The organism is Pseudomonas sp. 8BK (genome assembly GCF_902506475.1).
Lineage (GTDB): Bacteria > Pseudomonadota > Gammaproteobacteria > Pseudomonadales > Pseudomonadaceae > Aquipseudomonas > Aquipseudomonas anguilliseptica.
Genome location: NZ_LR733252.1, coordinates 3,277,710 through 3,302,773 on the forward strand (window position 1 = coordinate 3,277,710; position 25,064 = coordinate 3,302,773).

General features: G+C 58.4%; 13 protein-coding genes and 1 pseudogene. 5 read left to right on the forward strand and 9 right to left on the reverse strand.

Annotation, left to right across the window (positions count from 1 at the left end; translation table 11 throughout):
- Positions 1-97 precede the first annotated feature (97 nt).
- Positions 98-10,546 (reverse strand): retention module-containing protein, encoded by a 10,449-nt coding sequence (locus ACIN8IBEIGE_RS15350; protein ID WP_160015417.1) that lies wholly within the window; start codon positions 10,544-10,546, stop codon positions 98-100.
- 438 nt (positions 10,547-10,984) lie between these two features.
- Here ACIN8IBEIGE_RS15350 and ACIN8IBEIGE_RS15355 point away from each other — a divergent pair, with 438 nt between their 5' ends.
- The 3 genes from ACIN8IBEIGE_RS15355 to ACIN8IBEIGE_RS15365 are packed head-to-tail and all read left to right on the forward strand — an operon-like array spanning position 10,985 to position 15,890.
- On the forward strand, positions 10,985-12,340 hold the full coding sequence (locus ACIN8IBEIGE_RS15355; protein ID WP_160015418.1) for a TolC family outer membrane protein: 1,356 nt from the start codon (positions 10,985-10,987) through the stop codon (positions 12,338-12,340).
- Positions 12,341-12,372: 32 nt separating this feature from the next.
- Positions 12,373-14,523, forward strand: coding sequence for a type I secretion system permease/ATPase (locus ACIN8IBEIGE_RS15360; RefSeq protein ID WP_160016402.1), 2,151 nt, complete (start codon positions 12,373-12,375; stop codon positions 14,521-14,523).
- Between the two features lie 8 nt (positions 14,524-14,531).
- Positions 14,532-15,890, forward strand: a complete 1,359-nt coding sequence (locus ACIN8IBEIGE_RS15365) for an HlyD family type I secretion periplasmic adaptor subunit (protein ID WP_160015419.1) — start codon at positions 14,532-14,534, stop codon at positions 15,888-15,890.
- A 64-nt stretch (positions 15,891-15,954) separates the two neighbouring features.
- Here ACIN8IBEIGE_RS15365 and ACIN8IBEIGE_RS15370 read toward each other — a convergent pair.
- The 6 genes and pseudogenes from ACIN8IBEIGE_RS15370 to ACIN8IBEIGE_RS15395 all read right to left on the reverse strand — a co-directional run.
- The coding region (locus ACIN8IBEIGE_RS15370; RefSeq protein ID WP_218579704.1) for an integrase core domain-containing protein at positions 15,955-16,144 on the reverse strand (190 nt) is incomplete at its 5' end.
- A 1-nt stretch (position 16,145) separates the two neighbouring features.
- Positions 16,146-16,383 (reverse strand): annotated as a pseudogene (locus ACIN8IBEIGE_RS15375) (cysteine peptidase family C39 domain-containing protein); the annotation flags it as partial.
- Between the two features lie 176 nt (positions 16,384-16,559).
- Positions 16,560-18,017: a PLP-dependent aminotransferase family protein gene (locus tag ACIN8IBEIGE_RS15380; protein ID WP_160015421.1), complete on the reverse strand. Its 1,458-nt coding sequence runs from the start codon at positions 18,015-18,017 to the stop codon at positions 16,560-16,562.
- A 230-nt stretch (positions 18,018-18,247) separates the two neighbouring features.
- Positions 18,248-19,060: an OmpA family protein gene (locus ACIN8IBEIGE_RS15385; RefSeq protein WP_160015422.1), complete on the reverse strand. Its 813-nt coding sequence runs from the start codon at positions 19,058-19,060 to the stop codon at positions 18,248-18,250.
- Positions 19,057-19,413, reverse strand: a complete 357-nt coding sequence (locus tag ACIN8IBEIGE_RS15390) for a DUF4398 domain-containing protein (protein ID WP_178124363.1) — start codon at positions 19,411-19,413, stop codon at positions 19,057-19,059. The genes ACIN8IBEIGE_RS15385 and ACIN8IBEIGE_RS15390 overlap by 4 nt, the downstream gene beginning before the upstream one ends.
- A gap of 9 nt (positions 19,414-19,422) precedes the next feature.
- A complete protein-coding gene (locus tag ACIN8IBEIGE_RS15395; protein ID WP_160015423.1) occupies positions 19,423-20,250 on the reverse strand; it encodes an ABC transporter substrate-binding protein in 828 nt (275 codons plus the stop codon).
- A 112-nt stretch (positions 20,251-20,362) separates the two neighbouring features.
- On the opposite strand from ACIN8IBEIGE_RS15395, the gene ACIN8IBEIGE_RS15400 reads away from it, so the two are divergent.
- Positions 20,363-21,292, forward strand: a complete 930-nt coding sequence (locus ACIN8IBEIGE_RS15400; RefSeq protein ID WP_160015424.1) for an alpha/beta fold hydrolase — start codon at positions 20,363-20,365, stop codon at positions 21,290-21,292.
- A gap of 66 nt (positions 21,293-21,358) precedes the next feature.
- On the opposite strand, the gene ACIN8IBEIGE_RS15405 is transcribed toward ACIN8IBEIGE_RS15400, so the two are convergent.
- Together ACIN8IBEIGE_RS15405 and ACIN8IBEIGE_RS15410 are read right to left on the reverse strand one after the other, a co-directional pair.
- Entirely contained in the window at positions 21,359-22,288 is a 930-nt protein-coding gene (locus ACIN8IBEIGE_RS15405; RefSeq protein ID WP_160015425.1) for an electron transfer flavoprotein subunit alpha/FixB family protein, read from the reverse strand.
- The gene (locus tag ACIN8IBEIGE_RS15410; protein WP_090384606.1) at positions 22,289-23,038 is read right to left on the reverse strand and encodes an electron transfer flavoprotein subunit beta/FixA family protein; all 750 of its coding nucleotides are present in this window, start codon (positions 23,036-23,038) and stop codon (positions 22,289-22,291) included.
- 320 nt (positions 23,039-23,358) lie between these two features.
- Between ACIN8IBEIGE_RS15410 and ACIN8IBEIGE_RS15415 the strand changes: the two genes are divergently transcribed.
- The gene (locus ACIN8IBEIGE_RS15415; RefSeq protein ID WP_160015426.1) at positions 23,359-25,023 is read left to right on the forward strand and encodes an electron transfer flavoprotein-ubiquinone oxidoreductase; all 1,665 of its coding nucleotides are present in this window, start codon (positions 23,359-23,361) and stop codon (positions 25,021-25,023) included.
- The last annotated feature ends 41 nt before the right edge of the window (positions 25,024-25,064 follow it).

The following is a 25,064-nucleotide window of genomic DNA, read 5'->3' on the forward strand; positions in this document are numbered from 1 at the left end:
CATAGCCGCCATCCAAGTGAGCGTTTAATAAACCCAGTAAGAAAAAGCCCGCAATCTGGTTAGGATTGCGGGCTTTAGATTGGCTATCAATCTAGCATCACACTACCTGCAAGGCGTTATCTCCCAGCAGCCCGTTGATGACTGTGGCTGTATCAGCACCTCCAGAAATGATGCCGCCACCGCCCGGAGTCACACCATACTCAACAGCGACATTAAAGCCTGTCAACTCAATGGTTGTGGTTGCAGCACCACCTGCTGTAGGGCTAACCGCAATAATGGTGCTGTTATCAACTACCGAGAAGCTAAGGAAGTCATCTAGCGATCCGGCGTTGTAGGACTCACCAATCAGCAGCTGGGTGAGATCCAATTTGTCGCCTTCGCTTAAATTGAAGTCCAACACTTTGTCGACACCAGTGGTATCGCCCGACAGCCAGCGGAAGGTATCCGCCCCCACGCCGCCAGAAAGGATGTCATTGCCCAGACCACCGATGAGGATGTCATTACCATCGCCACCAGACAGCACATCGTTGCCAGCTAAACCACTGAGCGTATCGTTATCTCCCAAGCCGAAGAGGTAATCAACTCCAGCGGTACCAACCAGATTATCCACGCCGGCAGTACCATCCACCGACAGCGAATCAGGAACCAACATAGCGCTCAGCACGCTACTTACACTGTCCCCATCACCATCAATACCTACGATATTGTGGGAAAGGCTAATGGGCTGCCCAGTGCTTGCCTGCTCATACTCGAAGAAGCCCAACTTGAAGGTTTGACCGCTGCCACCAGTAATCTGCACAGCACTGAAGCTACTGGTAGAGCTGACTTCGTACCACCAGCCTTCCTCCATCCCGGTCACACGAATCGAATTACCCAAATCAGTGAGGCTAACTTCACTGGTTTTATCCACCTCTACGCCGCCCTCAATGGCGTAAATGCGGATATTGCTGGTAGCCAAGTTACGAGTGGTTTCACCTGAAGCATCGCCGATAAAGTTGTAGTCATTGTCGGCCAGCAGCACAGAGATCACGAAGGTTGCGGTCCCTCCACCGCTAGGGCTAACCCAGGCAAATTTCTGGGCGAAGCGATTGGTGGTGTTGTGGCTGGTGTAGGTGAAGCCAGTACCATTGGCACCTCCTGTTGCCAGACCATTGACCAGATCGATCCGCAGCTGCTCACCATTTTTGATGCTGTTGCCATCGCTAATGCCAATTTCGGTGCTGTTGGAATTGATGCTCTGCCCCGAAGTGCTCGACAACAAAGCATCGAACGTTGTCCCTCCCATGTCGATCAGCCCTTTGAAGGCGGAGTTACCACCACCAACACCGGTCAGATTAGTGGCGGACACCTCTGAGCCGTTGGCAATCGGGCCATAGGTGGTCAGCGTGTAGCTATCGGTCGAGGCATCCATATCAATGCGATAACCGAGAGTTCCATTGGCGCTGGTCTTAGCCTCGATAATGGACTGATCAGCACCATAGAACAGGTAGAGCTGCTGACCATTAAGACTCAATAGATTGCCACTGGCATCCCGAGCAGCAGCGCCCTGCACAATGGAGAAATTGACCTCATCTGGACCATCGCCCCCCGCCGAAGCCTCGAAACGTAGATCCGCAGTAATCGAGCGTGTGTCATTGACCTGGTCGACCAACAGCGCGGTGACCGGGGTGAAGGCGATCGGTACATCGTCCTCGACCTGAATCAGCAGGCTGCCGGCCAGCGGCAACGGATTCACCCCGTCGGAAGCTGCGAGGGCTCCGGTGAGGTTCAGCGTCATCACTTCATTATCATCGTTGTTGTCGTCCGGATGATCCAGCGGGCCAAGCAGGGTGAAGGTGTAGCCGCCGTCCGTTTCCACCTCCAGGGTGAAGATATCCTGCAACCCAGCCTTCGCCGTCATGATGTTGCCGGAGAAGTGGTAGGTGATGGCTACTCCGCCGGAAGTCAGTGCTGGCAAGCCAGTCGGTGTATTGTCCAGGCTGAACTGACCGGAGTTGCTACCTACCAGGAGTTCCACCAGGCTGCCGGAGACCGTGGTGGTCTGAGCATCGTTGTCGGTAATACCGCCAGGCAGCTCATCCTCGTCGACCTTGCCGATCACCGGTGCCGGATCTTCGACATGGATCGTCAGGGTTGCCGTCGACGGGTCACCATCCTTGTCGAGAATGCTGTACTGGAAGCTCTCAAGCTTGTCGCCCTCGATCAGAGCCGGCGGCTGATAGCTCCATGCGCCGGTAGCAAAGTTGAACGACAGGGTGCCGCCCCACTCGGTGGCTATGTCGGTTAACTGCTGATCGCCATCCAGAACACCATCCCAGGTGTAAGTGGTACCGTTGATATCGATGGAGGCGATGCGACCAGGGCCGTCGGCACCGAAGGCATCATCGTCACCACTAACCACACCGTCGCTGCCGAGCAGAACATTGCCCTCGGCCGGATCAGGCATTACCGCATCCAGTAGGGTATCGATCAGATCATCGAAGTTACCCACCAGAATCGGCGAGCCGCTGCCATCGAGGTCGACATCCTGCAGCCGATCCTCGTCAATGCCGCCGCCCACACCAATCGTGGTGACGTTGAGGTCATTAGCGTTGATGAAGTCCGCCCAGTCACTGCTGGTGTCATCCTCGAGAGAATTGCCTCCCGTGCCCAGCTGCTCGTTGGGATTGCCGTCGCTAATGAAGAACACCTGATTGCTCCACCCTGGAATCGGCGTGTAGGCGCTCATGGTTTGTTCGATGGCAGCCGTGAAATCGGTATTGCCATTGAACGGCCGGGTTCCACCATCATCCGGGTTGATGCTGTCGATCAGCGCAGAGAAACTGGCGAAGTCACTGATCACCGGGTAGGACAGAGCCGTGCCGGAGAAAGCCACGATCTGCACATTGACGTCGGACGCACCGCTGAACAGCGTCTGAGCCGCAGCACGCACGGCCTCCAGCATCTGGTTCAGCTCGGTGTTATCAATGCTGCCGCTGAAATCCAGCACGAACACCGCGTTGACGTCGAGCGGTTTTCCCGCCACCGCCACGGCGTAGTCGTCCTGCGCAACTGGCGTATCATCGTCGACATTGATCGACAGACTGCCGTTAGCCGTGTCGCCATCCTTGTCGGTTACCTGATAGTTCAGAGTGAAGGCCTGGTTGTTCTCCAAATCGGCGTTGGCATGTTGGATCGGTGCGTTCTGGGTGACGGTGTAAGCACCCGTACCGGTGTTCAGCGTCAACGTCAGCACTGTGGTGGCGCCTTGTTTGACCAGCAGCTGCGAACCATCCGGGCTTGCCTGGTAGGTGAAGCCGCCCGGCGCTCCGGATTCCAGCCATTTCACCGTACCGGCACCATCAGCGCCGAAGTTGTGCTGCAAAGTTCCACCGGCATTCACCGAGTCGGCATCGTCGGTACCGCCTGGCCCGCCTGGAATGCCATTGGCCAGTGCATCATCGTCCAGCTGCACCACAAGGTTGTCACCCACGGACGGACCGTCGTCGTCGAAGGCGATCTTGCCACCGAGATCCAGGGTCTTGTCGGCACTGGCAAAGTCGCCGTCACCGTCAGTGATGCTCGCAGTCAGGGTCAAGCCGATCTTACCGGCCAGTAGTACCTCTTCCTGGTTACTGTAGTTGCTGTTGGCACCCGGTAGATCGTGGGAAATCTCCTGGAACTGGGTCAGAGTCACCTGCCCGGTTCCGGAATCCACCGCCAGCGAGAAGACAGTATTGTCCACCGCTACCCCTGCCAAGGATGCCGACGAGGAGCCGATGATCTCAGCACCGATCTTGTACAGATAGATTGGGCCAGCTGCGCTGTTCATCCCTGAGGCCAGCGGGCCATTACCACCTGCAAGCAAGTTGAGGCTGTAGGTCTGAGTGACCGTGCCCGGGCCATCCGCGCCATGGTTGGGGGTCACGACGAAGGCGCCCGAGAAGCTGCCGGAGTCGGTATCGGAGGCCCCGCCTATGGTCTCGGCATCCTGGGTGTTCAGCGACGGATTCGGAGCGGTGCCAAAGACCACGCTGATGCTCGGCCCATGATCGTCGAAGGCCACCCGGCCACCGAGATCAAGGGTCTTGCTGTCGGAGGCACTGTCGCCGTCATCATCGGTGATGGTCACGGTAGCCTGCAGGCCCACCAGGCTATTGCCCAGCAATGCTTCTTGGGCATCGTAGTTACTGCCCACACCCGGCAGGCTATGGTCGATCTCCTCATGCTGGGTCAGGGTGACCTGGCCCGAGCCATTCACCGAGAGGGTGAAGATGGTGTTGCTCGGATCTACATCGCCCTCGTTAGCCGCAGTCGAGCCGTAGACCACCCCGGCGTCCTCGTACAGGTAGATGGTCGCACCATCACTGCTGAGGCCGGACGAACTGCCCTCGCTGGCCAACAGCACCAGCGCGTAGCTGGTACTGATGGTGCCGGGGCCATCGGCACCGAAGTTTGAGCTGGCAATGCTGAAGGCGCTGGAGAAGCTGTCGGTATCGCTATCCGACGCGCCGCCTATGGTCTGGGCATCCTGGGTATTGAGAACTTCGGTGTTCTGGCCGAAGCCCAGGCTGATGCTCGGGCCGTCATCATCGAACAGCACCTTGCCACCCAGATCCAGGGTCAGGCTATCGCTGTCGGTGTCCTGATCGTAGTCGGTGATGGTGGCGGTACCCTGCAGGCCCACCAGTCCAGCGTTGAGTACGGCTTCCTGGGCATCGTAGTTGCTGGTATCGCCCGGCAGATCATGGTCGATCTCCTGACGCTGGGTCAGGGTGACCACGCCGTTAGCGTCTACCGACAGGGTGAAGATGGTGTTGCCAAGATTGACCGCACCCTCGTTGCCTGCGGTGGAACCGACTATCTGCCCGCTGCCGTCCTGGTAGAGGCGGATGGCATCGCCATCGCTGCTCAACCCCGACAACGCACCCTCAGCCACCAGCAGCACCATGGAGTAACTCCAGGTTACCGTGCCGGGGCCATCGGCTCCGTGGTTGGGCATCGCCGTGAAGGCGCCGCTGAAATCACTGGTCGCGGTATCGGAAACCCCAGCCCCAATGGTCTCGGCATCCTGGGTATTCAGATCGTCGGCATCCTGGCCACTGCGGCCGACATCGATCATCGGCACGTCATCCTCGACGTGGATCAGGAAGTCACCCGAGAGCGTCAGCGGATCGCTGCCATCGTTGGCCTCCAGGATGCTGGTGAAGTCGAGGGTCAGCAACTGATCGTCATTGCTGCCATCCAGCGGATGATCCAGGGATTGTTCCAGATTGAAGGTGTAGCTGCCGTCATCCATTACCTGCAGGGTAAACACCACCGGGCCGGCAGGGCCGGCAGTTGCGGTCAAGGTGTTGCCGAGAACACCGTAAACCAAGGCTACCCCGCCCGATGTAGCCGGGGTGACGCCAGTGGTATCACTCGACAGAGTGAAATGCGCACCCGCATCCGGCCCCACAATCAGCTGGGCCACACTGCCAGTAGCGACATCGGTGACGCTGTCCAGATCATCGATACCGTCAGGCAAATTGTCTTCGTCCACATAGCCTTCAACTGGACCGGTGTCTTCGACGTGAATCGTCAGGGTGGCCGTCGAGGGGTCGCCGTCGTTATCGACGATCACGTACTCGAAGGTTTCTGTCTTGTCGCCATCGATATCGCCGGCGGCCTGATAGCTCCAAGCTCCAGTGGCGAAGTTGAAGCTCAGCTTGCCACCTTCCGGGGTATCGATATCGATCAGCTGGTTGCCGGGAATATCAGGCCCGGCACTGGCATCGATGTTACCGGCACCGTCCCAGGTGTAGACAACGCCGTCAATTTCGATGGAGAGAATCTGCCCAGGACCGTCGGCACCGAAGGCATCGTCATCGCTGGTATTCGGTGCGTTATCGTTGCCTTCGAGCACATTGCCATCCACCAGGCCGCCGAGCACGGCATCCAGCAGGGTATCGATCAGATCATCGAAGTCACCCACCAGAATCGGTGCTCCGTTGCCATCGAGATCGACATCCTGCAGCCGATCCTCGTCGATACCGCCACCCACGCCGATGGTAGTGACATTGAGGTCGTTAGCGTTGATGAAGTTCAGCCAGTCGCTGGCGGTGTCATCCTCGAGGGAATTGCCACCGGTGCCCAGCTGCTCGTTGGGATTGCCGTCGCTGATGAAGAACACCTGGTTGCTCCACCCCGGAATCGGCGTGTAGGCGCTCATGGTTTCTTCGATGGCGGCAGTGAAGTCGGTCTGCCCACCGAACGGCCGGGTTCCACCGTCATCCGGGTTCATGCTGTCGATCAGTGCGGAGAAGCTGGCGAAGTCGCTGATCACCGGATAGGACAGGGCCGTGCCGGAGAAAGCCACGATCTGCACGTTGACATCGGATGCCCCGTTGAACAGCGCCTGAGACGCCGCACGCACGGCTTCCAGCATCTGATTCAGCTCGGAATTGCTGATACTACCGCTGAAGTCCAGCACGAAGACTGCGTTGACGTCGAGCGGTTGTCCAGACTCCACCACGGCGTAGTCGTCCTGCGCCTCGGGCACATCGTCCTCGACATTGATAACAAAGCTGCCTGGTGCGAAACCGCCCACCGGGTCGCCATCACCGTCGGTGGCGGTCAGCACGCCGGAAAAGTCGATCGGTAGGCCAAGCAACTGATCATCGTCGGTACTGCCGGGCAGCGGGTGATCCAGCGACCCGAGCAGCTCGAAGGAATAACCGCCACCTGCCATCACGCTCAGGGTGAAGACTGGATCGACACCGGCCATGGCCGTCAGCACATTGCCCACTACCGAGAAAGTCAGTGGCGTATCGTCCGAAGTCAGCCCTTGGGCTTCGAGCGTTGCAATGTCCAGCGGGTCATCGCTCAGACCAAAGCTACCAGCTCCGTCTGCACCGAAGTTGACCAATGCATTGAGGGTACCGTCAGGCGCACTGGTAGTGGTTCCAGTGACGTCGCCATCACCGATGCCACCGGGCAATTCATCTTCATCGACTTGCCCGGAAACCAGTGGAATCGGCTGCTGTGCCTGGTCGTATTGCAGTGGCATGGCAACCGGCACATCGTCTTCCACCTGAATCACGAAGCTGCCTGGATTGAGTCCGTTCAGCGGGTCACCGTCGCCATCGGTAGCAGTGATCAAGCCGGAGAAGTCGATCGGCATGCCAAGCAACTGATCATCGTCGGTGCTGCCCGGCAGCGGGTGATCCAACGGCCCCTGCAAGGTGAAGGTGTAACCGCCATCAGCGTCGATCTGCAGGGTAAAGACCGGCTGGCCGCCGACGGTAGCAGTCAACAGATTGCCCACCACACTGTAATCAAGCGCCACACCGCCCGAAGTCAGGTTCTGCGCTTCCAGGGCGTCCAGGGCATCGGGGTCGCTGCTCAAGCCCACGCTTCCTGGGCCGTCTGCCCCGAAAGCGATGGCGGCATGCAGAGCACCCGCGGCACCCACTGCCACGTTGGTGGTGCCATCGCCGTCGGTAATGCCTGCCGCGGTTTCGTCCTCGTCGACCTGGCTACTGACCCAAGGCCGCTGACCGACCACCCGAGCCTCGGGCACGTCGTCTTCGACATCGATAGTGAAGCTGCCTGCATCCAGATCGACCGCCAGTGGGTCACCATCGCCGTCGGTGGCGGTGATCAGACCGGAGAAGTCGATACCAAGACCTGGCAGGGTCTCGTCATCGAGGCTGCTGTCAGGGATCGGATGGTCGAGCGGACCACTCAACATGAACTCGTAGCCACCGTCCGGTTCGACCGTCAGCGTAAAGATGGTGTTGCCGTTGGCCGATGCGGTGAGCACATTACCCACCACCGAGTAGCTCAGCGCAGTGCCTTCGGACTTCAGCGACTGGGTTTCCAGCGAGCTGACATCGGTCGAGAGGCCCATGCTGCCAGGACCGTCGGCGCCGAAGTCGACCAGTACAAACAAGGCCCCAGAAGCACCGGTGATAGTCGTAATCTGGCCACCTTCCGGATTGCCCTCGTAGGGAGCACCCTCCACCACGGCAAGGGCATCTTCCTGCACCTGCTGATTGACCTTGTCCTCAGCGTCCTGCCCCGGCAGCGGCACATCGTCTTCGACGTTGACGGTGAAGCTGCCGGCAGGGAAGGTGCCGGCCAGCGGGTCACCATCGCCGTCGGTGGCGGTAAGCACACCGGAGAAATCGATGCCCAGGGCCGGCAGTAGCTCATCGTCGAGCATGCCATCGGGGATCGGATGATCCAGCGGGCCGCCAAGCACAAATTCCCAACTGCCATCTCCGTTCACCGTCAGAGTGAAGATGGTGTTACCGTTGGCTGTCGCGGTCAGCACGTTCCCCACTACCTCGTAGCTCAGGGGTGTGCCTTCGGAGCTCAACGTTTGGGCTTCCAGAGAGCTCATATCCGAGGACAGACCCATGGCGCCAGGACCGTCCGCGCCGAAGCTGACCAGGCTGAACAACGAACCTGCCAGGCCACTGGTGACAGTGACTTGGCCACCTTCAGGGTTACCGTTGTAGGGCGCACCTGCCCCCGTGTTCAAGGCATCTTCCTGCACACTGCCACTAACCGCGATACCCTCCCCGGTCGCCGCAAGCGGCACATCATCTTCAATATCAATCGCAAAACTACCAGCTGGGAAGCCGCCCACCAGAGGGTCGCCATCGCCGTCGGTGGCAGTCAACACACCGGAGAAATCGACGCCTACGCCAGGTAGGTCTTCACCGTCATTGCCGTCCATGTCCGGATGATCGATTGGACCGCTGAGTACAAACTCGTAGCTGCCATCAGCGTTCACCGTCAGGGTGAAGATAGTGTCAGCACCCGCAGTAGCGGTCAGCACATTGCCAACCACAGCGTAAGTCAATGCAACACCGCCAGAAGTCAGCGCCTGCAAACTCATGGAGCTGACATCGCTGGACAGACCAAAGCTGCCTGGGCCATCTGCGCCAAAGTTGACCAGGGCCGACAAGGTTCCGGCGGGGCCGCTGACGGTGGTGCTCTGCCCACCTTCTGGATTGCCATCATGGGGCGCACCGGCTCCCGTGGTCAGGGCGTCCTCCTGAACGCTACCAAGTACCCGAATGAACTCTTGCTCATCACCACTGGCCAGTTGCGGTACGTCATCTTCAACATCAATCACGAAGCTGCCGGCGTTAAAACTGCCAACCGAGTCACCATCGCCATCGACGGCCGCCAATACACCGGAGAAATCAATCGCCAGCTCCAGCAACTCGTCGTCATTGCCATCAGCGAGCGGGTGATCGAGTTGACCGACCAGAGTGAAGGTGAAACTGCCATCACCGCCCACCTCCAAAGTGAAGATGGTCTCAGCCCCCGCCGAAGCGGTTAGCACACCGCCGATTACGCTAAAGCTAAGAGCAGTGCCGCCGGAAGCAAGGCCCTGAGCCTCAAGACTGGCAATGGCGCTAGGGCTACCAGAAAGGCCGAAGCTACCGACACCATCGGCACCGAAATTGACCAGTGCACTCAGGGTGCCTGGGCCGCCAGAGGCCACGTTGGTAATTGCATCGCCATCGCTGATGCCATCAGAGGTTTCGTCTTCATCGACGATTGCTGCGACCAAGGCATCCTCGCCTTCGGCGAGAATGGGCCCGTCGTCATTTACCAAAACGTCAATAAACACCGTAGGCGAGACGTCACCGTCTAGGTCGAACATCCGCACAGGGAAACTTTCACCAACTTGGTCAGCAGCCCCTGTTGCATTAGGGTTCGTGTGATCAAGGGTGTTATTGGTTAGGGTATAAGTCCAGTTGCCAGCCGCATCCACAGTCAAAATGCCGTACTGCCCTTGAACCACACCACCGCCGGTTACATTTATCCAGTCGCCGTTGACATCCTGAACTTCCAGTGCAGACACACCATCTGGAGAATTGATAACGATGGCGCCACTGGCCTGCTCAGAATTACTGGCAGGATTGGTCCCGTCAGCTAAGCCCTCTTCATCCACGATTGCTGGGCCGGCAATCAACGTACCGCTACCGTCTTCGTATTCGATATCTATAACTGGAGTGAAATCCGGAGCAGCCGGCGCCTCATCACTTACCACCGGTTCAGGATCGGGAAACTCCGGCCCGGTGCTCAGTCCCTCGGTCGGGAAGCCAATGACCGGATCAAGCGCGCCGCCAGTTTCACCCAACAGCACAAACGAGTGCCCGCCGCCCACACCACCAGCACCGCCTGCGCCACCCGCACCAGGGCCCGCTGCGGTTGCTTCACCTTCAAGGGTCGGGTCGACACCTGCTTCAATGGCGGCCTGCAATTGCTCAACATCGGTTAAATCGCCATCACTCGGCGCTGCCGGAGGCGTTTCAGCTGTAGGCGCTTGTTGGTTGGAATTGCCTGCGAGCATTTGCTCGGTGAGATTCAGGCTGCTATCGCGGCCCAAGGTGAGTTGCTGGCCATTGCTCATGGCAACCGCAATAGACCCTGCAGCGCCAGTAACGATTTGTTCCCCCGCAAAAACTCGATCGCCTTCACTGAGTGGCCGACGCGTTCCGTCGCCAGCTACCGCATAGACTTCGCCGATAACTTGGCTGACGACACCAATCAAAGTAGCCATGATTCCATCCTCACTACAACTGCCGACCACCGCCGACACGTATGCCAAAAAAGGTCTGAATACCTTTCAAGGAGAGAACAAAGCCACTGGCTGATTACAACGACGTCACACTCAAAAACAAAAACGACAAAAAACTGTCACCCTGACCCGCGTCGCCCACCACACCAGAAAGATCCCGCCCCTATTTGTATCTGACCATCTGTTTTAGCTACGCACGCCACCTAACGGCACGAAATGCGCAGCTTCTGAATGGAAACAATGTGCTGCTTTTCGCAGACTGCATAAGATTTTTTCCTTATAGGCCTTGTAACTATTTTTTCTTAGCTACGCTTGAAACTGTTCTTAGCTGTGATGTTACAGGCTGAGAGTAATCCACAAGATAGATAAGCCATTTTTTTGGCGACGGGATTTAGAGAATCTTATAAGGAGAGTTACCAGATGCGCGCACTCAACCCTTTATGGAGCAGTATCGTGCTGGCAGCGGTCTGTACCCAGGCACAAGGCATCACCTTGTCGGAGGCGATCCAGAGCACGCTGGACAACCACCCGGAGGTTCATGCTGGGGCGAACAGCCGCCTTTCATCGGATGAAGAAGTCAAGATTGCTAAAGGCGGTTATCTGCCAACCGTCGACCTGCTGATGGGTTATGGTCGAGAAAATACCGACAGCCCCAGCACCCGAGCACTGGGCAATCACAACACCGAAACACTGACCTACGGCACCTCCGAGCTGCGCCTGCGGCAGATGATCTTTGATGGCTTTAATACACCCAATGAAGTAGCGCGCACCAAAGCGGTAGTGAACTCCCGCGCTTACCGCTTGCTCGGCACCTCGGAAAGCCTGGCCCTACGCACCGTCGAGGTCTATCTGGACCTACTAATGCGCCGCGAAATGGTCGAGCTTGCACGTAACAACTTTCAGGCTCACCAACGTATTCATGATCAGATCAGCCTGCGCAGCCAGCAAGGCGTTGGCAGTACGGCAGACCTTGACCAATCCGAAGCGCGTTTGGCGCTGGCAGAGAACAACCTTTATACCGAGCAGGTAAACCTGGCCGATGCCGAAGCCAACTTCTTCAGTGCCGTTGGCCGTATGCCCGACGAGCTGGCCTCCCCTGCCTCACTGAAAGGCTCATTACCGGAAAATCTCACCGACGCTCGGCAGGCGGTAATGGATAACAACCCCTTCCTGAAATCCGCACAGTCCGATGTGCAGGCAGCCGAAAAACAATACGAGGTCGCCAAATCGACCTTCTACCCACGCGTGGACCTTGAGCTGGCCACCAATGCCGACAACAACACCCAGGGCGATGCAGGTCATAACAACGGCTGGCGTGCAGCCGTTGTTATGAACTACAACCTGTTCAACGGTATGCGCGACAAGGCGCGCCTGCAATCGACTGCCCATCAGATCAATGAGTCGATGGACATCCGCAACAACGCCCTGCGCGTACTCAACGAAAACCTTTCCCTGGCCTGGAATGCCATGGAAAACGCCCGACTGCAAACGCCAAAAGCGCGTGATTATGCGGATTACACCGCGCGTGTTCGTGAAGCCTACCAACAGCAATTCAGCCTGGGCCAACGCACCCTGCTCGACTTGCTGGACAGTGAAAACGAACTCTTTACCGCCAACCGCCGTTACAGCGAAGTGCGCTTTAGTGAAGAGTTTTCGATGTACCGGGTAACCGCAGCGATGGGTGACTTGTTGCGTCAGCAACAAGTGGTCGTACCGGCAGAAGCTGTAGCCCTCACCGAAGTGAAGAGCGAGGCCCGTCTGCCGGACATGAAGTAAACCGGCATAAGGAGTAGTAAACATTGACCACCATGGAGCGGCCGGGGTCATCCAGCGATCCGCGTCTCAACCACGACGACCCGCTGCTTGATGGCTTGTTGATTCTTTGCAAACTCCACGGTTGCTCAGCCAGCCGTGGCAGCTTGAGTGCAGGCCTGCCGTTGCCAGAGCAGCGCCTGACCGCCGAGTTGCTACCCCGCGCTGCGGCGCGGGCGGGTTTGCAAGGGCGTTTGCTGCAACGCGATCTGGCCAGCATTTCAACCCTCAACCTTCCTGTACTGCTGCTGTTGAAAAACGGCCGTAGTGCTGTGCTGCGTCAATGGGGCCCGAAAAACCAGGCGCAGATTCTGCCCTGCGAGGCCGACGGCGGCGAGCAGTGGGTAAACCGTGAACAGCTGGCCAGTGAGTACAGCGGCCAAGCTTTCTTTGCCCGCCCGCGACACGAGCTGGAAGAGGCACGCTCACCGCTCGTACCGCGCATCGAGGCCTGGTTTCGCGACACCCTGAAGTTGTCACGCTGGCTGTACACCGATGCCATCCTCGCCAGCCTGCTGATCAACCTGCTCGGGCTGATGGTGCCGCTGTTCGTCATGCAGACCTATGACCGCGTCGTACCCAACCAGGCCACCTCAACCCTCTGGGTGCTTGCCATAGGCTTATTTATTGGCATGGGCTTCGAGCTGTTACTGAAAATCCTGCGCTCACACTTGCTCGATACTGCAGGCAAGAAAACCGATGTGGTGCTATCGGCCACCTTGTTCGAGCGCATCACCGGCATGTCGATGACGGCCCGCCCGGCCACCATAGGCGGCTTTGCCCAAAGCATTCATGACTTTCAGGGCCTGCGCGAATTTCTCACCGCCGTAACCCTCACCAGCCTGATCGACCTGCCCTTCTCGTTTCTGATGATCGCGGTGATCTGGCTGATCGGAGGCTGGCTGGTGGTTATCCCCCTGCTGGCCTTTCCACTTACCGCACTGTTCGCCTTTATCATCCAGGCACGCCTGCGCGACACCGTGGAAAAAAGCCTGCAACTGGCCTCACAACGCCAAGCACTGTTAATCGAAACCCTCGGTGGTCTGGAAACCCTGAAAGCCTGCAGTGCGGAAAGCGAACGCCAGCATCAGTGGGAGAAAACCCACGGCGCCCTCACCCGCCTGGATATACACGCCCGTTCGCTGGCAGCCATCGCCACCAACGGCACGCTGTTTCTACAACAGTTCGCCGGCATGGCCACCATCGTTGCTGGGGTTTACATCATCATCGCCGGAAAGCTCAGCGTCGGTGCGCTGGTAGCCTGCTACATGCTGGGCAGTCGCATCCTCGCGCCGCTCGGGCAGATTGCCGGGTTAATCACCCGCTACCAGCAAGCGCGCCTGACCATGACCAGCACCGACGCGCTGATGGCCCTGCCGCAGGAGCGTCAGGCCAAACAACGCCCACTGGAACGCACCCAACTGCACGGGGCACTGGATGTACGTGACGTCACATTCAGCTACCCGGGACAAAGTACCCCGGCGCTTGCAGGCGTCAGCCTGCGTCTGACAGCAGGTGAACGTATTGGCATCATCGGCCGCAGTGGCTCCGGCAAAAGCACCTTGGCGCGTCTGGTCATGGCGTTCTACAGCCCAGGCAAAGGGCAAATCCTGCTGGACAATCTCGACCTGCGTCAGCTCGACGTGGCCGATTTGCGCCATCAGATTGGTTACGTCGCACATGACCTACCGCTGCTGGCTGGCAGCCTGCGCGACAACCTGACATTAGGCGCACGCTATGTCAGCGATGCACGCATGCTAGAAGTGGCCGAGCTGACCGGTGTGGTCGATCTGGCCCGGCAACATCCGCAAGGCTTCGATCGCCCCGTGGGTGAGCGCGGCCAACTGCTGTCCGGAGGGCAACGCCAGGCCGTGCTGCTCGCCCGCGCGCTGTTACTTGACCCTCCGATTCTGCTGCTCGATGAGCCCACCAGCGCGATGGACAACACCAGCGAGGAAATCCTGCGCAACCGCCTGCAAACCTGGGCCCAGGGTAAAACCATGTTGCTGATCACCCACCGCGCCTCAATGCTCAGCCTGGTAGACCGTCTGGTGGTGCTGGATAACGGCCATATTGTTGCCGACGGCCCGAAAGAAGCGGTCATTGAAGCGCTACGCAAAGGTCGAGTTGGCCCTGCCGCGGTATAGGAACGCTCATGCAAATAAGCACCTCGATTCGCGACTACTTCGCCAGCATGCGCCAGCGCAAGCAGGACACCGAGTTTATGCCGGAAGTCGACGGCGCCATTCTCGAAGACTCGCCCTGGTTCACCCGTATCACCGTCTGGGTGGTCAGTACGTGCCTGATCGTGGCATTGATCTGGGCCAACTTTGCCGTGCTGGAAGAAGTCACTACCGGTGAAGGTAAAGCGATCCCCTCCAGCAAGATCCAGGTTATTCAGAACCTGGAAGGCGGCATCGTCAGCGAGATATTTGTACGCGAAGGACAGATTGTCGAAAAAGGCGCTGTGCTACTGCGTCTGGATGACACGCGCTTTCTCTCCAACCGAGGCGAAGCCGAAGCCGATCGCCTGGCTCTGGTGGCGAGGGTCGAGCGGTTAACCGCAGAAGCAGAAGGACGCCCCATCAGCATGCCGGAAGATATTCTACGCGAAGCCCCGCAACTGGCTGAGGATGAGCTGGCGCTCTATCAATCGCGACAGAATCGCTTGCAAAGCGAACAACGCACCCTTGGCGAACAGCTGCGGCAGAAAACGCAGGAACTGGCCGAATTTCGCGCCAAGGCTCAGCAATACCGCTCCAGCATGGGCCTGCTGCAGCAGGAGCTGAATATGTCGCAGCCCCTGGTCGCAACCGGTGCGATCTCCCAGGTGGAAATCCTCCGCCTACGCCGCAGCCTGGTGGAAGTACGCGGTTCGCTGGACGCTACCAACCTGGCGATTCCACGGGCCGAATCGGCGATGGATGAAATCAAGAGCAAGATTGAAGAGTCCGAGTTGAGCTTTCGCTCTGACGCCTTCAAGGAACTCAATGAAATCCGCACTGAGCTGCAGAAACTCACCGCCACCAGCGTGGCCATCGATGACCGCGTCAGCCGCACCACCGTGGTCTCCCCCGTGCGTGGAGTGATCAAGCAGCTCAAGGTCAATACCATCGGCGGCGTGGTACAGCCCGGCAACGACATGCTGGAAATCGTGCCGCTGGATGACAGCCTGCTGATTGAGGCCAAGGTACGCCCGCAGGATGTCGCCTTCCTGCATCCTGGGCAGAAGGCCATGGTCAAATTCACCGCTTACGACTACACCATCTACGGCGGACTAAAGGCCAACCTAGAGCTGATCAGCGCCGACACCATCACAGATGAGGAAGGCAACAGCTTCTATCTGATCCAGGTACGTACCGATAGAAGCCATTTGGGCAGCGAAGAACATCCGCTGCTGATCATCCCCGGCATGGTCGCCACCGTGGACATCATCACCGGTGAGAAAAGCGTGCTTGATTACCTGCTCAAACCGGTACTGAAGGCGCGCTCGGAAGCCATGCGTGAGCGCTGAAATTCCCTAGCTGACACCTGATGCCCCCTGTTGTGGTCAACGAATTCTGGACACTGGTTTAGGTTTATCCGGCCAGTGATTCGGCTTCCACTGGCGTTTTGTACCCGTTGTAGCTGTGTGGCCGTTGATGGTTGTAGTAGTCCGTCAGGTAACGCAGTACATCCGCCTCAGCCTGACCCTGGTTGGTATAGCCTTGCTCTGGCATCCACTCTGTTTTCAGGCTTCTGAAAAAGCGCTCCATCGGTGCGTTGTCCNCAATTGCCGGAAGAGGTGTATGACTCAGACGGGAAAGAGAGCTGCGTGCAGACTTGGCTTTGAGACCCAACTTCTTAGACGCCAACAGCATTTCGGCGCGGCCAAACAGGCGGCCGTCTTCGGCGTATTCGTGGGTGAGTTGTTCGGGGGAGGCAGCAACGTTGTGGAAACGTGCAAGCATGACCAAGCAGGCAAGGCCCGTGTCGAGCGGGGCTGGCTCGGATAAAACGTCTGGCATCTACATCCCTGCACTGTGCAAAAGTTCATTGCAGCCAGTACTACCACTACCGGCTCTATCCATGATTTGTACCGAGAACAGCCCTCGGCATTAAATTTTGAGCGAGCTTTGTACTTATTCGAGAGATACCAGTCAAATGGACTTGGAGAAAAAGCGATCCAGGTCAGCTATCGAACCTAAACATGGCGACGGGCATCCCCTCCATCACCGCCTTCCTGACACAGCTGCCCGGCCAGCATGCCCAGGGTCATCAGCGCACGCTCGGCTTCGCGGTTCCACGGGATGCCGCAGTTCAGGCGGATACAGTGGTTGAACTGCTCGGTATTACTGAAGATCAACCCCGGTGCGATGCTGATGCCCTGCTGCAACGCACGTACGTGCAGGTCCTTGGTATTGACCCGCGCAGGCAGGCTGACCCAGAGAATAAAACCGCCCTTGGGCCGACTCATCTGCGTGCCTTCGGGGAAATACTGCTGCACCGCCAGCTGAAAGGCGCTGAGGTTCTTGCGGTACTCCTGGCGGATAAAGCGCAGATGCCGGTCGTAACCGCCATTCTCCAGATACGCCGCTACCGCCATCTGCGTCACGCTGCACGCCGAGTGGGTACTGAAGGTCTGCAGGCGCTGGATTTCATCCTGATACTTGCCGGCAACAATCCAGCCGATGCGTACACCGGGAGAGAGCGTCTTGGAGAAGCTCGAGCAATACACCACTCGCCCTTCGCGGTCATGGGACTTGAGCGCCTTGGTCGGGCCCTGCTCGAACATCAGCTCGCCATAGATATCGTCCTCGATGATCTGAATATCGTAATCACCGGCCAGACGCAGCAACTGGCGCTGACGCTCTTCGGGAATGGTGCCGCCCAGCGGATTGCTCAACCGCGCGGTCAGCACCAGCGCCTTTATCGGCCATTGGTTAGCCGCCAGTTGCAGGGCTTCCAGGCTGATGCCGGTGGTCGGGTCACTGGGAATTTCGATGACTTTCAGGCCAAGCAGATCAGCCAGTTGCAGCAGCCCGTAATAAGTCGGCGACTCGGCGGCGATCAGATCGCCCGGCTTGGTCAGCACACGCAGGCTCATCTGCAGGGCATCCACGCAGCCGTGGGTGATCACCACCTCGGTCGGGTCGACTACCACGCCGGCATCACGCATGCGGATCGCCACCTGGCGCCGCAGTGGCTCAAAGCCCGGGCTGAACATGTAGCTGAAGGCCCGTGCACTGTGAAAACGGGTCACCTTGGCTAGTTGCTGGTGCAACGCGCGTACCGGCAGGTAATCCACATGCGGCACGGCAGCACCAAGGGGGAACACCCCCTCGCGGCGCGACTCCGCCAGCACCTGATTGATGATGCTGCTGCGCGTCACCAGGCCAGGGCGTTCTACGCGGGCGATATCGGGAGTGGGCGCGGTCAGGGCTGGAGTCTGGTGCACGTAGAAGCCGGATTGCGGGCGGGCGCGAATCAGGCCCTGATCTTCCAGGTTGGCATACGCCTGCAACACCGTGGCGTGGCTGACACTGAGCTGCGCACTCATCTTGCGCACCGAAGGCACCCGCTCACCGGGCTGGTAGACGCCGCGGCGGATGTCTTCCGCCAGTTGCTGGGCAATGCGCTGATAAAGCAACAGATTGGTCATGACCGCGTTCCTGCTTGACTGAACCGTAACAGTAAACCGGCCTCTTATAATTGCACCGGTACAGCTCACTGAATTGTGGGCGATACAGTGCCAACCTGCCAGGACTGTAACGGTTCAATCGATGGCTATTCGGATTGTGCGGCGATACCAGGCAACTACCCGCAGGCTGCGCAGCCTGAATGCAGGCAATAAAAAGCCCCGGATAACCGAGGCTTTTAACGGCAGAAGGCTCAGCGTGACGAGCCTAAATTGCCTTGCTCATCAGAGAACACGATCTCTACCCGACGATTCTGCGCCCGGCCTTTGGCCGAGGCATTTTCGGTGACCGGGAAGCTTTCGCCATGTCCCTGTACTTCAATGCGTTTGCCATCAATACCCAGATCGACCAGTACATCGGCCACTGCCTGAGCGCGAGCACGGGACAGCTCGAGGTTTTCCTGAGCATCGCCGCGACTGTCGGTATAACCCTCGATGCGCACGACGCGCCGGGGGTTGAGCTGAAGGAACTGCACCAGCTTCAGCACCGTACGGTTGGCTGAAGCCTTGAGGTCAGTGTGGCCAGCGTCGAACAGCACATCACCCAAAGTCATCACCAGGCCACGCTCACTCTGGCTGGTGGCCAGGCTGACCATCTGCTCTTCAAGCCAACTGCTCTGATCCTGCACACTGAGCAGCTTGGCCTCACGCAAGGCCAACTGCAGACGTTGGCGCTCCAGTTCCAGTTTGACCGCGCGCTCCTGATTCAGATTGAGCGCGCTCTTCTGCCCGGCAACCGCACTGTACTGCTGGCTGAGATAGGCATAGTGGCTGACATCATCGGCGCTGCCCCAGTAGCTCGACAGACGATCCGCCTTGGCCAGCGACTCGCCCGCACGAATCAAATCTTTAGGTGCGCTGCGTAGCACATCGGCATCTTCTCTGACCTGCTGGAAGGCCGCGTGCGCGTCCTGCAGTGCCTGTTCACTGGCGCTGTGCGATGAAGCGCAGCCCGTCAGTAACACAGTCGCGAAAACCGCCAGTAGGCTTAGCCGAGTCGGCTTCATTGCAAGCCCCCCAACTGTTTGCGCAAGCGATTGATGGCATTACTCAGCTCGGCCAGTTGCTGCTGGCTTTTCTCGGTCAAGTGCTCAGCTTCGGCCAGCCGCGCATCCAGCTCGGCCTGTTCGGCATACACCCGCGCTTGCTTGTAGTCTTCGTCTTGCATGGCTGCTTGCGCCAGGACAAGTTTTTCCTCGGCCAGGCGCAGTGCAGCAGACTGCTCGGCGGAAATACCCAGAGCCTTGGCCTGACTGAGCGCCTGCTCGGTCAGGCGCAGTTGCTCATTAGGCGCAGGGTCGGATGCGCAGGCACTGAGCATGAGCGGCAACAACGCCGCACAGATACGTTGATAAATCACAGAATTTCCCTACTGTTCAGCGTCACCGCTGGGTGTGAGCTGTTGATCTTTCCAGCGCTGCAGATTGCGTTGCAGCAGAACATCCGGCAAACCACTGGCAATTGCCTCGTTCATTTTCTTCGCCAACATGCCGCGCAGCCACGCATCATTGCAGGCTGAGTTGTGCGACAACGTCAGGTACAGGCCTTCACTGGAAATCGGTGGATCGAGCACCAGCAGATCGTCCTGCATACCCAGGCTATCGGCTAGAGCCTGCCCAGGATAACGCTCGTACAGTACATAGTCGGTACGCCCCAGCAAGAGTTTCTGAAATGCCTGGGTCAGACTGGCAACGCCTTCCAGGGTCAGGTTGTCCTTGGCGTAGGCATCAAAGGTCTGGCCAAAACTGTTGTTAACCAAGGTATCACCAGTACGATTGCGCAAATCATCCCAGCCGGCATAGGGGAACTCTGCGCCGCGATGCACCCACACCACACTAGGAGTGAAGTAGAACGCCGGATGCACGTAATCCATCACGTCCAGACGCGGCAGAGTCAGAAACGCCCCGGCAATCAGGTCGACACGACCGGTGCGCACTTCATCCTGCGCCCGTGACCAAGGCCCGGTATAGATGATATCCACCACTACACCAAGCTCTTTGGCCAAGTGCTGCAGCAGATCGGCGTTGGCTCCGATCAGCTGCTGAGGATTCTGCGGGTCGCGCCAAAGGTATGGCGGGTACTCCGGATTACCGGTCGCCACTAGACGCTCGCACTTACCTGCGGCAACGGCAAGCGCCGGCATCAGGAGTACAACGAATAGCAGGAGAAACAACCTATAAAAACCACGCTCAAGCATTGGCGACTTCTCGACTTAACCTTGGATGGGCGCCTGCGGCCACACATCGGGAGACATCTGTAATCATGCTAGCTTAATACGCATCCATACGAATTCGCGATAAAGACTAGCCATGAAAAAACTGATCGCAGCCTTGATGCTACTGCTCGCCTCTGCTACTGCCCTGCTCTACCTGTCACCCGCCGCCTTGTTGACGAGCATACAGCTGGTGGAGCGACAGCGTGCCGGGCTGAGCCTCAAACAGATCAGCGTGGGCGATCTTAGCATTCATTACTACGAGGGCGGCCCAAGCAGCGCACAAACCATCCTGATGGTGCACGGCTTTGCTGCCAACAAGGACAACTGGCTGCGTTTCGCTCGCCACCTCAGCAAGGACTACCGGGTTATAGCCCTCGATCTACCGGGTTTCGGGGCTAGCGACAAACCGGCCGGAAGCTACGATGTAGGCACCCAGACCGAACGCCTGGCCAGCGTGATTGATGCATTGGGAATTGAGCAGTCGCACCTGATCGGCAACTCCATGGGCGGGCATATCAGCGCGCTGTATGCCGCGCGCTATCCACATAGAACCCGTTCTCTGGCGTTACTCGACAACGCAGGCATTACTTCGCCGCAACCCAGCGAACTGATGCAACGACTGCAGCGCGGCGAGCCCAATCCGCTGGTGGTGAAAAGCCCCGAAGACTTTCAGCGCCTGCTGGACTTTATCTTCGTGCAACCGCCCTACCTACCGGAATCGCTTAAGGGCTATTTCGCCGAGCAGGCCACCGCCAACAGCGCCCACTATGACCAGGTATTTGCCCATCTGATCGAACGCTATATCCCGCTGGAACCTGAGCTACCGAAGATCCAAGCGCCAACGCTGATCATCTGGGGCACAGAGGATCGGGCATTGCATGTATCCAGCGTCGAGGTGATGCAACCGCTGCTGCGCAAACCCAGCGTGGTTATCATGGCCGACACCGGTCATGCGCCGATGATTGAACGGGCGGAACTGACCGCACAGCACTACCGGGCCTTTCTCCAAGCATTGGTGGATTAGCGCAAAAATCCAGGCAAGAAAAAACCCGCTCTGTGAGCGGGTTTTTTCTGGGCGGAGAAGACCGGCTTAAACCAGTTTTTCCAGCTCAGGCACAGCTTCGAACAGATCAGCGACCAGACCGTAATCAGCTACCTGGAAGATTGGCGCTTCTTCATCCTTGTTGATCGCAACGATCACTTTGGAGTCTTTCATACCGGCCAGGTGCTGGATCGCGCCGGAGATACCGACGGCGATGTACAGCTGCGGCGCAACGATCTTGCCGGTCTGACCGACCTGCATGTCGTTGGGTACGAAGCCTGCGTCGACTGCTGCGCGCGAAGCGCCAACAGCAGCGCCCAGCTTGTCGGCCAGGGCGTACAGGTGCTTGAAGTTGTCACCGTTCTGCATGCCACGGCCGCCAGAAACGACGATCTTGGCAGCGGTCAGTTCCGGACGATCGGACTTGGCCAGCTCTTCGCCGACGAAAGCCGATTTGCCAGCGTCGCCGCCAACAGCCACAGCTTCAACGGCAGCGCTGCCGCCTTCGGCTGCAACCGGGTCGAAACCGGTGGCACGTACAGTGATGACCTTGATGGCAGCGGAAGACTGCACGGTAGCAATGGCGTTACCGGCGTAGATCGGACGCTTGAAGGTATCAGCGCTTTCAACGGCGATGATTTCCGAGATCTGATCAACGTCCAGCGCAGCAGCAACGCGCGGCAGGATGTTCTTACCGTTGCTGGTAGCAGCAGCCAGGATGTGGCTGTAGCCCTTGCCCAGTTCGGCAACCAGCGGCGCAACGTTTTCTGGCAACTGGTGAGCGAAAGCAGTGTTGTCAGCAACCAGTACCTTGGCCACGCCAGCAATTTTGCCAGCGGCTTCGGCAGCAGCGCCGCAAGCAGAGCCTGCAACCAGAACGTGGATGTCACCACCGATTTTCGCAGCAGCAGCAACAGTGTTCAGGGTGGCTGCAGCCAGGGCAGCGTTGGTGTGTTCAGCGATAACCAGGATAGTCATTTAGATTACCTTCGCCTCGTTCTTCAGTTTCTCGACCAGTTCAGCCACGGACTTGACCTTGATGCCAGCACTGCGGGTCGCAGGTGCTTCAACTTTCAGAGTCTTCACGGTGGAAGCGGTGGAAACGCCCAGATCAGCCGGGCTAACAGTTTCCAGCGGCTTCTTCTTGGCTTTCATGATGTTCGGCAGCGACGCGTAGCGCGGCTCGTTCAGACGCAGGTCGGTGGTCACGATAGCTGGCAGGTTCAGTGCAACAGTCTGCAGGCCGCCGTCGATTTCACGGGTTACGTTGACCTTGTCGCCCGCCACTTCCACTTTGGAAGCGAAGGTGCCCTGGCCGAAACCAGTCAGCGCGCCCAGCATCTGGCCAGTCTGGTTGTTGTCGCTATCGATGGCCTGTTTGCCCATGATTACCAGCTGAGGCTGCTCTTTATCGACCACTGCCTTGAGCAGTTTTGCCACAGCCAGAGAGTTCAGCTCGTCGGCCGACTCAACTAGGATGGCACGGTCAGCACCCAGCGCCAGCGCGGTACGCAGCTGCTCTTGAGCAGTGGCCGGGCCGATGGTTACGACAACGATCTCGCTCGCCACGCCTTTCTCTTTCAGGCGTACAGCTTCTTCCACGGCGATTTCGCAGAAAGGGTTCATCGACATCTTGACGTTGGCAAGATCAACGCCGCTGTTGTCCGCTTTGACGCGAACCTTGACGTTGTAGTCGACCACTCGTTTGACAGCTACAAGAACCTTCATGGATTCCTCGTTACTCTCCGGTGAATAAGAATGTCGCCAGAAGCGAACATGGCGGGAACTGCAGACCGGCCGGAACCGGGAGTCGACCAATAACGGCAGACACAAAACCGCCCGTATCTTGACCGCACGACCTAGACTGGTCAATACAACGAAGCGGCCAATCGTCAGCGATGTAGTAAGATTCTAACAGCCCTACAGAAAATTCAAACAAACGTTTGTATTGGCCCATCCGAAGGGTCTGGATATAATGCGCCAGCATCGCTCATGGAACGAGCTCGATCGCCAAATAAAATTAGAGAGCCCTGAGTAGGAGATTGCCTGTGGAACGCGAATTTATGGAATTCGACGTCGTCATCGTCGGCGCCGGCCCTGCTGGTTTGTCCGCCGCCTGCCGACTGAAGCAGAAAGCCGCCGAAGCCGGCAAAGAAATCAGCGTCTGCGTGGTCGAAAAAGGCTCCGAAGTCGGCGCACACATTCTGTCCGGTGCGGTGTTTGAGCCGCGCGCATTGAATGAACTGTTCCCTGATTGGAAAGAGCTCGGCGCCCCGCTGAACACTCCGGTCAAGCGCGACGACATCTACGTGCTCAGCAATGCCGAGAAGGCCACCAAGGTTCCGGACTTCTTCGTGCCCAAGACCATGCACAACCATGGCAACTACATCATTTCCCTGGGCAATCTGTGCCGCTGGCTGGCGCAGCAGGCAGAAAACCTCGGTGTGGAAATCTACCCAGGCTTCGCCGCTCAGGAAGCGCTGATCAATGAAGAAGGCTCGGTCTACGGCATTCTCACCGGCGATCTGGGTGTTGACCGCGAAGGTCACCCGAAAGAGGGTTACTACACCCCCGGCATGGAACTACGCGCCAAGTACACCCTGTTCGCCGAAGGCTGCCGTGGTCATATCGGCAAGCAGCTGATCAAGAAATTCAACCTCGACTCCGAAGCCGATGCTCAGCATTACGGCATCGGCATCAAGGAAATCTGGGACATCGACCCAGCCAAACACGAACAAGGCCTGGTGGTGCACACCGCCGGCTGGCCGCTAGATGTGGTGAAGAACGAAAACACCGGCGGCTCCTTCCTTTATCACCTGGAAAACAACCAGGTAGTGGTTGGCCTGATCGTCGACCTGGCCTACAGCAACCCGCACCTGTCGCCGTTCGATGAGTTCCAGCGCTACAAGCACCACCCGGTGATTGCCCAGTACCTGGAAGGTGGCAAGCGCGTTGCCTACGGTGCTCGCGCTATCTGCAAAGGCGGCCTCAACTCGCTGCCGAAGATGGTCTTCAACGGCGGCGCGCTAATCGGTTGCGATCTCGGCACCCTGAACTTCGCCAAGATCAAGGGCAGCCACACCGCCATGAAGTCCGGCATGCTCGCGGCTGAAGCGGTAGCTGATGCACTGTTTGCAGGCAAGGAAGGCGGCGATCAGCTGACCGGCTATGTCGATGCATTCAAGGCCAGCTGGCTGTACGACGAGCTGTTCCGCAGCCGCAACTTCGGCCCGGCACTGCACAAGTTCGGCCCACTGGCTGGCGGCGGTTTCAACTGGCTGGATCAGAACATCTTCGGCGGCAAGATCCCTTTCACTCTGCACGACACCAAGCCGGATTACGCCTGCCTGAAGCCGGCAGCAGACGCCCAGAAGATCAGCTACCCGAAGCCCGATGGCAAACTCAGCTTCGACAAGCTCAGCTCGGTATTCCTCTCCAACACCAACCATGAAGAGGAACAACCCTGCCACCTGAAGCTCACCAACCCGAGCATTCCGCTGAGCAAGAACCTGCCCATGTACGACGAACCGGCGCAGCGCTACTGCCCGGCCGGCGTGTACGAGGTGGTGACCAAGGAAGACGGCGAGCAGAAGTTCCAGATCAACGCGCAGAACTGCGTGCACTGTAAAACCTGTGACATCAAGGACCCAGCCCAGAACATCAACTGGGTGGCCCCTGAAGGTACAGGCGGGCCTAACTACCCCAACATGTAAGACGCAAAAAGGCTCCCTCGGGAGCCTTTTTTATTGCGCTG

Excerpts from the sequence above, each read along its gene's own strand:
- ACIN8IBEIGE_RS15360 (WP_160016402.1), top strand. The coding sequence starts at position 12,373 with ATGGAGCGGCCGGGGTCATCCAGCGATCCGCGTCTCAACCACGACGAC.
- ACIN8IBEIGE_RS15365 (WP_160015419.1), top strand. The coding sequence starts at position 14,532 with ATGCAAATAAGCACCTCGATTCGCGACTACTTCGCCAGCATGCGCCAG.
- ACIN8IBEIGE_RS15405 (WP_160015425.1), bottom strand. The coding sequence starts at position 22,288 with ATGACTATCCTGGTTATCGCTGAACACACCAACGCTGCCCTGGCTGCA.
- ACIN8IBEIGE_RS15395 (WP_160015423.1), bottom strand. The coding sequence starts at position 20,250 with ATGCTTGAGCGTGGTTTTTATAGGTTGTTTCTCCTGCTATTCGTTGTA.
- ACIN8IBEIGE_RS15350 (WP_160015417.1), bottom strand. The coding sequence starts at position 10,546 with ATGGCTACTTTGATTGGTGTCGTCAGCCAAGTTATCGGCGAAGTCTAT.
- ACIN8IBEIGE_RS15410 (WP_090384606.1), bottom strand. The coding sequence starts at position 23,038 with ATGAAGGTTCTTGTAGCTGTCAAACGAGTGGTCGACTACAACGTCAAG.
- ACIN8IBEIGE_RS15400 (WP_160015424.1), top strand. The coding sequence starts at position 20,363 with ATGAAAAAACTGATCGCAGCCTTGATGCTACTGCTCGCCTCTGCTACT.
- ACIN8IBEIGE_RS15385 (WP_160015422.1), bottom strand. The coding sequence starts at position 19,060 with ATGAAGCCGACTCGGCTAAGCCTACTGGCGGTTTTCGCGACTGTGTTA.
- ACIN8IBEIGE_RS15380 (WP_160015421.1), bottom strand. The coding sequence starts at position 18,017 with ATGACCAATCTGTTGCTTTATCAGCGCATTGCCCAGCAACTGGCGGAA.
- ACIN8IBEIGE_RS15355 (WP_160015418.1), top strand. The coding sequence starts at position 10,985 with ATGCGCGCACTCAACCCTTTATGGAGCAGTATCGTGCTGGCAGCGGTC.